At 63.6% G+C, this 10,837-nt stretch carries 6 protein-coding genes; 2 read left to right on the top strand and 4 right to left on the bottom strand.

Going from position 1 to position 10,837, the window contains the following annotated elements; all coding sequences use genetic code 11:
* Window positions 1–94: 94 nt before the first annotated feature.
* The 4 genes from WA157_RS08520 to hpnC all read right to left on the bottom strand — a co-directional run bounded on the left by WA157_RS08520 (window position 95) and on the right by hpnC (window position 6,257).
* The gene (locus tag WA157_RS08520; protein ID WP_422620529.1) at window positions 95–2,524 is read right to left on the bottom strand and encodes a penicillin acylase family protein; all 2,430 of its coding nucleotides are present in this window, start codon (window positions 2,522–2,524) and stop codon (window positions 95–97) included.
* Window positions 2,525–2,578: 54 nt separating this feature from the next.
* Window positions 2,579–3,883 carry a hydroxysqualene dehydroxylase HpnE gene (gene hpnE, locus WA157_RS08515; protein WP_422620528.1) on the bottom strand — a complete coding sequence of 435 codons (1,305 nt, stop codon included), beginning with the start codon at window positions 3,881–3,883 and terminating at the stop codon, window positions 2,579–2,581.
* Window positions 3,884–4,516: 633 nt separating this feature from the next.
* On the bottom strand, window positions 4,517–5,356 hold the full coding sequence (gene hpnD / locus WA157_RS08510; RefSeq protein ID WP_318667504.1) for a presqualene diphosphate synthase HpnD: 840 nt from the start codon (window positions 5,354–5,356) through the stop codon (window positions 4,517–4,519).
* Between the two features lie 10 nt (window positions 5,357–5,366).
* Complete coding sequence (gene hpnC, locus WA157_RS08505) at window positions 5,367–6,257, bottom strand: squalene synthase HpnC (protein ID WP_422620527.1); 891 nt, start codon at window positions 6,255–6,257, stop codon at window positions 5,367–5,369.
* 147 nt (window positions 6,258–6,404) lie between these two features.
* Here hpnC and WA157_RS08500 point away from each other — a divergent pair, with 147 nt between their 5' ends.
* Together WA157_RS08500 and WA157_RS08495 are read left to right on the top strand one after the other, a co-directional pair.
* Window positions 6,405–7,601 (top strand): efflux RND transporter periplasmic adaptor subunit, encoded by a 1,197-nt coding sequence (locus tag WA157_RS08500; RefSeq protein ID WP_422620526.1) that lies wholly within the window; start codon window positions 6,405–6,407, stop codon window positions 7,599–7,601.
* A 7-nt stretch (window positions 7,602–7,608) separates the two neighbouring features.
* Entirely contained in the window at window positions 7,609–10,791 is a 3,183-nt protein-coding gene (locus WA157_RS08495) for an efflux RND transporter permease subunit (RefSeq protein ID WP_422620525.1), read from the top strand.
* Window positions 10,792–10,837 lie beyond the last annotated feature (46 nt).

Genomic DNA, 10,837 nt, shown 5'->3' with positions numbered 1-10,837 from the left:
GGGGGGCTACAAAAGCGACAAAAAAATCAAAGGCAGGGAAAACAAGCGCTGTCATCTCAAATGCAATCCAGAGCCCGGTATGCCAGTGCAACGCTCAGTTGCCGGGTGCCGCTGCCGGACTGAGCGTCAGGGTGCTGTGGGTATGGGCGGCGACATCGGCTTCGCTGAGATGCTGCGACAGGTAGCCACCAGCAATGAAGATTGGCGCCTGATCGGCGTAATGCGCGTCAAACAGAACGCCGCTTTGACCGACCGGGTTGATGCCGACGGACTGGCCGGGCGCGGCAAAGTCGATCACGCGCCGGGTCGACGGGCCATAGCTCACGGCCCAAGGTGCCGGGCCCAGCGGGCTGGACAGGTTGTTGGGCACCTCGTGGCCGCCCGGGGCCGGGAACGGGCCGACGTTGAACAACCAGTTGAGCGGCTTTTGTACCGCCAGCGGGTGGCTGTGCGTCAAGGCGTGGGCATTGCCCCAGCCCCAGTCGGTGGCTTCTTTGCCCAGCGTTTTTTGCAGGTGCTCGATGGTGGCGCGCCAGGCCACTTTGACGGTGTCAGCGCGCCCCTCATGCGCCGGGGTGGTGATGTCATCCCACCAGGGCGAGTCGGCATCCGCAACCAGCCGCGGCAGGGCCGAGTCCAGCGCGCGCGTACTGAGCAGGTTTTTGAACTGCACCTCGCCCATTTCATCGGCGAACGCGGCGCGCGTCAGTTCATAGAGCAACTGGTTGAAGACGGTGGGCGTGATGCTGCTGAGCTGGTAGCTGCCGTCCCAGCCAGCCAGGCTCTCCAGCATGGCACGCTCGACCGGCACCGTGATGAAAGAATTCAAAATCGGCAGCAAGGGAGCCAGCACACGCGGCCCGTAGTCGGTCAGGGTGTCGAGCTGCAAGGTCTGAGCGGTCTTGCTGTCCCAGCGTACTTTGTCGTCACGCAGATGGTCGTCCAGCCGCTGGGCGCGGTCGGCCAGGTTGTAATAGCCCGCCACCGGCACGCCGCTGCTGGGTTTGGGTTGGTGGTTGGCCGACACAATGTAGCCGCGTTGCGGGTTTTCTTCTTGCGGGTTGTCGCTGAAGCGGTAAAAGCCCAACTTGTCCGCCGCTGCGGTGCTGCCATCCAGGATAAAGCTGGGGTTGACACCATCGGGGCGGATCGGCAGTTTGGCCGCGGACCACGAGCCGATGTCGCCGCCGGCGCTGGCCCACACCACATTCAGGCCGGGCGCGTGGATTTTGCTGGCAGCGTTGCGTGCTTTCTCCAGTGTGGTGGCGCGGTTGAGCTCATAAAAGGCGTCAAGAATCGGGTTCTCGGTTTCCAGAAACGCCCACCACATGGCGACCGGCGTCTTGCCCAGACTCTCCTTGAAGGCGTCGGTGATGATGGGCCCGTGTGTTGAGCGGCGCAGGGTCAGTTTGACCGGCTCGCCGCCCTTGACCAGAATGGTCTCAACGCGGCTTTGCAGAAAGACCCAGCGGCCCTGGTACCAGACCTGGTTTGGATTTTCCGGGTTGACTTTCTCGGCGATCAGATCGAGATCATCGTTCTGGAACATGGTCAGGCTCCAGCCAAATTGCGGGTTGTGGCCCAGCAGCGCGCTCGGGTTGAGGGCCTGGTGGTGGCCGTACAACTCGAAACCAGGCATGGCGAGATGCGCCTCGTACCAGACCGAGGGTGCCGAGTAGCCGATGTGGGGATCGCCCGCGAGCAGGGGTTTGCCGCTGGCGGTGCGGCTGCCAGATACGGCCCAGGCGTTGCTGCCCTCGAAGGGTGGCACACCGGCCAGAGCCAGCGCCTGCCCGCTGAGCTGGGACAGCTGGGCGAGCGCCTGCCAGTCGGGCGGGCTCAGGGCCGCCGTGGTGCTGGCGGGCGCGCCGGGCTTGATCACGCCTTGCGGGTTCCAGTCGAGGTCAAACACGGTCAAATAGCGCGCGCCGAGTTTGTCGCGCATGTAGCTCAGGGCCGGTTCAGTGCGAAATGCAGCGGCAAAGCTGTAAGCCAGGTAGCCCGATACGGCCAGTGTGTCCTGCACGGTGAAGGGCCGCTTGGGGATTTTCAGCAAGTCGAATTCAAGCGGGGCCGGGTGGGTGGCTTGAAATTGGTTGATGCCGTCCAGGTAGGCCAGCAAGGCCCGGCTGGCGGGGCTTTGCAGGTCCATTTTGGCCGCTGCGTCCTGCGCGTGGGCGCGTATGCCCAGGGTGCGAAACAGGCGGTCCACGTCCACCAGTTTGGGTCCCAGCACCTCGGCCAGCTCCCCTTGGGCCAGACGGCGCACCATCTCCATTTGAAACAGGCGGTCCTGCGCGTGCACAAAACCCAGGGTGCGGTACAGGTCGGCTTCGTTTTCGGCCCAGATGTGCGGCACGCCGCGCTCGTCATAACGCACGCTGACAGGGGCCTGCAGGTTCGTCATGGCAATGGCGCCCGAGCGCTGCGGCTGCTTGGTGTGGATGTACCAGGCGCCGAGCGCGCCCGCTGTTGCGATCAGCCCGGTCAGCAGCAGGGCGGCAGTTTTCAGGACGGGTTTCATGGGGCTGGTGTGTGGATTGTGGGTGTTTGACGCCGCATCATAAATGCCGGCTGGTCAAGCCATGGCCGCTGCCACCGCCGCCATGCCACTGCGCACGGCGCCCTCCAGCGTGGCCGGGTAGGGGCCTGCCACGTAGTCGCCACCAGCGAACAGGCCGGGTGCGATGCGCAGGGCAGGGCGTTGCAGCCCGGGTGTGCAGGCAAAGGTGGCGCGCTTTTCCTGAATGGTTTGCACCGCTTGCAGCGCCAGGCCAAGCTGTTGTTGGGCCTGTTGCAGCACTTGCGTCTGCAAGGTGGCTGTGCCGGCGCTGCTGGCGCTCACCACGAAGGCCAACAGGCCGCTCGGGCCCCCCATTTGTCCGCGGTCAAAGACAAACTGGGCTGGGGCAGCAGCGTGGCTGCGCAGGCTCAGCATCGGCTCGGGCAGGGTGGCGCCCAGGCCCCAGGCGTAGACGGTGGCGATGGATTCGAACTGCAGGGCGCGGCAGGCCTGCGTCCAGTGCCGGATTTCATTTGCTATTGAATCAGGAGCTGCTTGCGCCGTGTTATCAAGGGCTCGGGCCGATTCTGAGGCTGAAGTCGCGAAAATCACCGCGTCAAACAGGGCCTCCGGCAGTGGCCCGCCGTGCACCCGCCACTGCGCGCCTTGGGGCTCGATGGTGGCTACCCGCGCGCCCAGGTGCAGCTGCGCACCGCGCTGCGCGAGCCAAAGGGCCGCGGCGTTGGGAAACAGCTGGGAGAGATCAAGCCGAGGCAGCAGCAACCGGGAGCCGCCCTGCACACCCAACAAGGCGTCTTGCATGACGCGCAAAAACACGCTGGCGCTGGCCCGCGCGGCCGGGGTGTTGAGGGCCGACACACACAGCGGCTCAATCAGCTCCGTCATCACACGCGGGCTCAAGGTCTGGCAGAGTTGGGCGACACTGCTGCGGGCGTCGCACTGGAAACCCGCCAGTTGCCAGGCCGTGGCCGCACGCAGCAAGGACCACTTGTCGCGCACGCTCCAGCCACGGGCACGCACGATGCCCACCAAGGCGTCCAGCGGCGTCGGCCAGGCGGCAAAGCGCACGCCCAGGCCGTCGGGGAACAGCAGGGTCATGGGTAGCCGGAGCAGGGCCGTCGTTGTCTCCACTCCGACCAGGCGCATCAGGCGCAGGGTCTCGGTGTAGGCGCCAATCAGAATGTGCTGGCCGTTGTCCAGCGTGACGGGGGCGCCGTCGGGTAATGTGCTTTCTAAGGCTCTGGCCCGCCCGCCGATGGCGTGAGTCGCTTCGAAAATAGTCGCATGGTGACCGGCTTGCGTGGCCTCCACTGCCGCCGCCAAACCGGCCCAGCCAGCGCCGATGATGGCAATTTTCATGGGCTGCTGCGCAGGCTGAGGGAGGTTGAACTTGCTGGCGGCGAAACTGCATTCCTTTGAATGTTTTTGGCCTCTAGCCCCCGTGTTATATGCCTAGTATGCTCAGTTTTTTGTAGTGTTACTTGAGCGTGATGGCTAACAGGGCTTGAATTGTCAACCTGGCTACTAACAGCGGTTTTGTTTTTTTTGCGTTGTATCCCCCCCCTCTCCCCCAACCCCTCTCCACCCCCGCCGGGGCGGAAAGGGGAGCTAACAGCCACATTTGGTCCTGTTTTTGAAGGTGGGAAAAAGGCACGTATGGGCGCGTTGCCATCAAACTGACTAAGCGGTTTTTCGATCTGCTGCAAGCTCTTCAAGGCCTTTTGATGCTGCTCGGAAATTGACCTGTGCGCCTCGGGTCTGCGTTGTGGCCACTTTGAGGGCAGCGCACAGTCGAGCTCAGATTTCCCACCTTTAAAGACGCGGCCACATGAGGCTCCCCTCTTTCGCCCGGCGGGGCGAGAGAGGGGCGGGGGGGTGTGAGTGGGGGCAAGAACGATCAAAATGCCAACCCAGTCAAACCCACAAGCACGGCCAAAGAGTCCGGTTTCCCGCGCCATGATGAAACGGGGATATTGGAAATTTCCTGTTCCCTCACATCCGCCCCAGTGCCTGCACCTTCCACGCCAGCCACAGCTTGCGCAAGGGCGTGAGGCTGATACGCTGGTGCAGCACCTGGAAGTTGTCACGCTCGATCTCAAGCAGCAAGGCGCGGTAGATGCTGGCCATCATCAGGCCTGGCTTTTGGGCGCGGCGATCTACGGCGGGTAACAGGGCCAGCGCCTCGTCGTACAGGCCTTGTGCACGCCGGGCCTGGAACTGCATCAGTGCGGTAAAGCGCTCGGAGTAGCTGCGCTTGAGGATTTCATGTGCCTTGACATCAAACTGCTGCAGCTCGTTGACCGGCAGGTAGATGCGGCCCCGCCCGGCGTCTTCACCCACGTCGCGAATGATGTTGGTGAGTTGCAGCGCCTGGCCCAGTTTGTGCGCGTACAGGGTGGTTTGCGGCACGGTCTGACCAAAAATCTGCGCTGCCACCTCGCCCACCACGCCCGCCACCAGATGGCAGTAGCGCTGCAGGCCGGGGTAGTCGAGGTAGCGGGTTTGTGTCAGGTCCATCTGGCAGCCTTCGATCACGGACTGGAGGTGGTGTTGTTCAATCTGGAACTCGGCCGCCAGCGGCATCAAGGCCTGCAGCACCGGGTGGCTGGGCCGCCCGGCAAACGACTGGGTGACTTCGGCCTGCCACCAGGCCAGCTTGCTGCTGGCCACGCTGGGGTCCACCATGTCGTCCACCACATCATCGATCTCACGGCAAAACGCATAAAAGGCAGTGATGGCGGCGCGTTGGGTCGGCGGCAAAAACAGAAAGGCGTAATAGAAGCTGCTGCCCGAAGCGGCGGCTTTTTGCTGGACGTAGTCTTGTGGCGTCATGGGGCTATTGTTACATCCACAGGGCGCGCCACAGCAGGATGGGGGCGTCCCACCAGCGCAGGCGTGGGCGCTGGCGCAGCGTGGCAAAGTGCAGGGCTTCGATCCTGTCCAGAATGCGCAAGCCCCCTTGCACCACCAGGCGCAACTCCCAGCCGGCACGGCCCGCAATCAGATGCACCAGTTCAGAGCCTTTTAGCATCCTGGCCCTTGCTGCGACTGCGTAAGCAGCTATCAAATTGGTCACTGATTGGGTCTGCTGGCAGGCTTGCAGATCGGCCAGTACGACGCCAAAGCGCTGGCAGTCGTCGGTCGCGAAGTAGTTGCGCCCGCGCGGCAGGTCGCGGCTCGGGTCTTGCCAGAAGTTGATCAACTGCAAGGCGGTGCAGATGTCGTCGCTCAGGGCCAGCGCCTGCGCATCTGTCACGCCGTAGAGATGCAGCAGCAGGCGGCCAATCGGGTTGGCGGAGCGGCGGCAATAGTCCAGCAACTCGGCCTGGGTCGCGTAGCCGCTGCCATCGCGTGTTTTTTCAACGTCTTGCACAAACGCATCGAGCAAGTCGTGCAGGAGCGGCGCTGGCAGCTGGTGCGTCTGCACGGCGTGTTGCAATGGCCCGAATACGGACGCCCAGCGCGCGCTGCTGTCAGTGTCGGCGGCAGCGCCGGCCGTTTGACAGGCACGGATCAGCTGCTGGCGGTAGTCCCGCAGGTCTTGCAGGCGCTGCGTCGCCGTGGCATCGCCTTCATCGGCCAGGTCGTCGGCGGTGCGGGCAAAGTGGTACAGCGCGGTAATCGGGGCACGCAAGTGGGCCGGACACAACAAGGATGCGACGGGAAAGTTTTCGTAGTGCGTGATTGGAGTGAGGCTTGCGGGTGGCGGCGCGGCGGCGGTAGGGTGCTGCATGGTGAGCTGATTTTGCCTGCAAGTGCTTTGTTTCTCGCTCACTATTGACAAGTCTTCGTATTTCTCATAAATTAATAACCTGTTGGTCATTAATTAATCTGCCAGCCGACCACGGCGGCCTTTACGACTCTTCACCACGTTTTCACCATGTCTATCAACTCAATTCAATTCCGGGCGACGCTCATCGCTGCCGTGCTTTTGTTGGCCGCTTGTTCCAGGCCAGCGCCGACTGAGGAGCCGATTCGCGCCGTGAAGGTCGTGACCGTGGGGCTGGCGCGCATGGACTCTGGCGCCGAATTCGCCGGCGAGGTGCGCGCCCGCGTCGAGTCGCGCCTGGGCTTTCGGGTTGGCGGCAAAATTGTGCGGCGCCAGGTGGAACTGGGCCAGCGGGTCAAGGCGGGCCAGGTGCTGGCGCAGCTCGATCCGCTGGACTACCAGTTGGCGGCGCAAGCGGCGCGGGCGCAGGTGGCCGCAGCGGTCAGCAGCCACGAACTGGCCGCTTCCGATTTCAAGCGCTACCAGGACCTGCGCGAGCGCAACTTCATCAGCGCGGCTGAACTGGAGCGGCGAGAGGCCAGCCTGAAGGCTGCGCAGGCGCAGCTGGCCCAGGCCCGGGCGCAGTCCAGCGGTCAAGGCAACCAGGCTTCCTACACCACCTTGGTGGCCGATGTGGCGGGCGTGGTGACGGCGGTGGAGGCCGAGCCGGGTCAGGTGGTGGCTGCTGGCGCGCCGGTGGTGCGGGTGGCGCAGGACGGCCCGCGCGATGTGGTGTTTGCCGTGCCGGAAGACCAGGTCGCGTTGATCAAGACCGGCGCGGCGGTGGTCGTGCGCGGCTGGTCCGGCGCGGCCAGCTTCAACGGGGTGGTGCGTGAGGTGGCAGCCAGTGCCGACCCGGTGACGCGCACTTTTGGCGTGAAGGTGGCGCTGGGGGTCCAAGACACCCTGGCCCTGGGTTCGACCGTCACGGTGCTGCTGCCGAGCGTGGATCGCGGCGCCGCGCCGGTCATCAAACTGCCCACCAGTGCCTTGCGCCAGGACGGCAAGTCGCAAGCGGTGTGGGTGTTAGATAAGCCCGGCATGACGGTCCGGCTGCAGCCGGTCCAAATTGCCACGGTCGATGGCAACGAGGTGGTGCTGGCGGGCGGTCTGCAGCCTGGCATGCAGGTGGTGGTGGCCGGTGTGCATGTGTTGTCGCCCGGTCAAAAAGTGACTATTTATAAGGGAAATGAAGCTCTAGCCCCCGTCAATACTACGCAATCAGCTACTAATTCAGTAGCAATTTCGGCGTCACCAGGCGCCACTCCAGCACCGGCTGCGTCCGCTGCGAGCGCTGTGGCCAAGTGAGGTGCGCATGAAACACCACCAATCCAAAAAGAGTTTCAATCTGTCCAGATGGGCGCTGGAGCATGCGGCGCTGACCCGGTTTTTGATGCTGGTGCTGCTGCTGCTGGGCGTGTCGGCTTACTTCCAGCTGGGGCAGGACGAAGACCCGCCGTTCACTTTTCGCGCCATGGTGGTGCGCAGCTACTGGCCCGGCGCCACCGCCCAGCAGGTGGCGGAGCAGGTGACCGACAAGATTGAGCGCACCCTGCAGGAGGTGCCCTACGCCGACAAGATTCGCAGTTACTCCAAGCCGGGCGAGTCGCAGATCATTTTCCAGATCAAGGACTCGTCCAAGGCCAGCGAGGTTGCCAACGTCTGGTATTCGGTACGCAAAAAGGTGGGCGACATGCGTGGCACGCTGCCCCAAGGCGTGCTGGGCCCGTTCTTTAACGATGATTTTGGCGATGTCTTTGGCGTGATCTATGCGCTGCAGGCCGATGGCTTCAGCTATGCCGAGCTCAAGACCTTTGCCGACGATGCACGCCAACAGTTGCTGCGGGTGCCGGATGTGGCCAAGGTAGAGCTGTTCGGTGTGCAGGACGAAAAGCTCTACATAGAAATCTCGCAAAGGCGCCTGGCCGAGCTCGGCCTGGATATGAACGCGGTGCTGGCGCAACTGGGCCAGCAAAATGTGGTCGAGTCGGCGGGCGCAGTGCAGACGCCGCTGGACGTGGTGCAGGTGCGGGTGGCCGGGCAGTTCAAGGCGATTGAGGAGTTGCGCGCCATGCCCATACGTGGCAGCTCGGGCGCGCAACTGCGCCTTGGTGACATTGCCAGCATCGAGCGCGCTTATGTGGACCCGCCTGTCATCAAGGTGCGCCATCAGGGCCAGGAAGTGATCGCGCTCGGGGTTGCCATGACCAAGGGCGGCGACATCATCGCTTTGGGCAAGGCCCTCAAGACAACGACGCAGCGGCTGGAAAAGGCGCTGCCGGTCGGCGTGAAATTGGTGCAGATTCAGGATCAGCCGACGGCGGTGGCGACGTCGGTGCGTGAGTTTGTCAAGGTGCTGATCGAGGCGGTGACGATCGTGCTGGCGGTCAGCTTCATCAGCCTGGGGCTGCACAAGCGGCCCGGTCAAAACTCACTGCTCAAACGCTGGACGCTCGACATGCGCCCCGGCCTAGTGGTGGGCATCACCATTCCGCTGGTGCTGGCGATGACGTTCCTGGCGATGCAGTACTGGGGCATTGGACTGCACAAAATTTCGCTCGGTTCGCTGATCATTGCGCTCGGGCTGCTGGTGGACGACGCCATTATTTCGGTCGAGATGATGGTGACCAAGATGGAGCAGGGCTATGACAAGGTGCGCGCTGCCACCTTTGCCTATGAAATCACCGCCATGCCGATGCTCACCGGCACGCTGATCACGGCGGCCGGCTTTTTGCCCATTGGCCTGGCTCAGTCGACGGTGGGTGAATACACCTTTGCGATCTTTGCGGTGACGGTCATTGCGCTGGTGCTGAGCTGGATCGTGTCGGTCTATTTTGTGCCTTACCTGGGCACGCTGCTGCTCAAGGCGCCCCCGCATGTGGTGCTGGCGAACCGCGCCGGCGCGGGCGAGCCAAGCGCGGGTCCCGTGCATGATCCGTACGACACGCCGTTTTACAACACGTTCCGGCGCGCGGTGAACGCTTGTGTGCAGCACCGCTGGCTCACCCTGGGCGCGACCCTGCTGGTGTTTGCGCTGGGCATTGTGGGCATGGGCCGGGTGCAGCAACAGTTCTTTCCGGATTCGAGCCGGCCTGAAATCATTGTTGACATTTGGTCGCCCGAAGGCAGCTCGTTTGCCGCCAATGAAGCCGTGGCCAAGCGGGTAGAAGCGCGCCTGCTGGCCGAGCCGGGCGTGGCATCCGTCACGCAGTGGGTGGGCTCGGGGGTGCCGCGGTTTTACCTGCCGCTGGATCAGGTTTTCCCGCAGACCAATGTGTCGCAGTTCATCGTCGTGCCCGCGGACCTGAAGCTGCGTGAGTCGCTGCGGGTCAATTTGCCAGCGCTGCTGGCGACCGAGTTCCCCGAGGTGCGCGGGCGGGTCAAGCTCTTGCCCAGCGGCCCCCCGGTGCCGTATCCGGTGCAGTTTCGTGTGGTGGGCACGGACCCGCTGCTGCTGCGCGAGCGTGCCGACGAGGTCAACGCCATCCTGCGCCTGAACCCGAACATGCGCGGTGTCAATGACAACTGGAACGAGTCGGTCAAGGTGATGCACCTGGAGGTGGACCAGACCAAGGCCCGCGCCCTGGGCGTGAGCAGCCAGTCCATTGCCCAAGCGTCCAGAGCCGTCTTTAGCGGTGCCGCGGTCGGCCAGTTCCGTGAAGGTGACCAATTGATCGACATCATGCTGCGCCAACCGCTGGCTGAGCGCAACGCCATCAGCGATATTGCCAATGCGTATGTGCCGACGGCCTCAGGCAAATCGATTCCGCTGACGCAGATCGCCAAGCCGGTGTTTGCCTGGGAGCCGGGCGTGATGTGGCGTGAGAACCGCGACTACGCCATCACCGTGCAGGGCGATATTGTTGAAGGACTGCAGGGCGCCACGGTGACGGCTCAATTGCTGCCGCAACTCAAAAAGCTGGAAACGCAATGGGCGCAGAGCGGCCACAGCGGCTACCGCATCGAAGTCGCCGGTGCGGTGGAGGAGAGCAGCAAGGGCTCGGCCTCGATCATTGTTGGCGTTCCCATCATGCTGTTCATCACTTTCACGCTGCTGATGCTGCAGTTGCACAGCTTCAGCCGCGCGATGCTGGTGTTCCTGACCGGACCGCTGGGTATTGCGGGCGTGGCGGGGGCGCTGCTGCTGCTGAATAGGCCCTTTGGCTTTGTGGCGCTGCTGGGGGTGATCGCGTTGATGGGCATGATTCAACGCAACTCGGTGATTCTGATCGACCAGATTGAGCAGGACCGCGCCCGCGGCGTGCCGGATTGGGAGGCGATTGTGGAGTCGACAGTGCGCCGCCTGCGCCCGATTGTGCTGACCGCAGCGGCGGCCGTGCTGGCCATGATTCCCCTGTCGCGCTCGGTTTTCTGGGGCCCGATGGCGGTGGCAATCATGGGCGGACTGGTTGTGGCCACGGTTTTGACCTTGCTGGCCTTGCCGGCCATGTATGCGGCCTGGTTCCGGGTCAAGCGGGAACCGAACGCGGCAAGTTAGAATTCTAGGTTGACCGATTTCCCGGGGCTGGTCTTGCAGACCGGCC

The sequence above is a fragment of the Rhodoferax ferrireducens genome (genome assembly GCF_049302455.1).
Classification (GTDB): Bacteria; Pseudomonadota; Gammaproteobacteria; order Burkholderiales; family Burkholderiaceae_C; genus Rhodoferax; species Rhodoferax ferrireducens_B.
This window is presented reverse-complemented; position numbering and strand designations above follow the sequence as displayed.

Bases quoted from the DNA above. Each gene is read 5' to 3' on its own strand.
- hpnE (WP_422620528.1), bottom strand. From the start codon at position 3,883: ATGAAAATTGCCATCATCGGCGCTGGCTGGGCCGGTTTGGCGGCGGCA.
- WA157_RS08500 (WP_422620526.1), top strand. From the start codon at position 6,405: ATGTCTATCAACTCAATTCAATTCCGGGCGACGCTCATCGCTGCCGTG.
- hpnD (WP_318667504.1), bottom strand. From the start codon at position 5,356: ATGACGCCACAAGACTACGTCCAGCAAAAAGCCGCCGCTTCGGGCAGC.
- WA157_RS08495 (WP_422620525.1), top strand. From the start codon at position 7,609: ATGAAACACCACCAATCCAAAAAGAGTTTCAATCTGTCCAGATGGGCG.
- WA157_RS08520 (WP_422620529.1), bottom strand. From the start codon at position 2,524: ATGAAACCCGTCCTGAAAACTGCCGCCCTGCTGCTGACCGGGCTGATC.
- hpnC (WP_422620527.1), bottom strand. From the start codon at position 6,257: ATGCAGCACCCTACCGCCGCCGCGCCGCCACCCGCAAGCCTCACTCCA.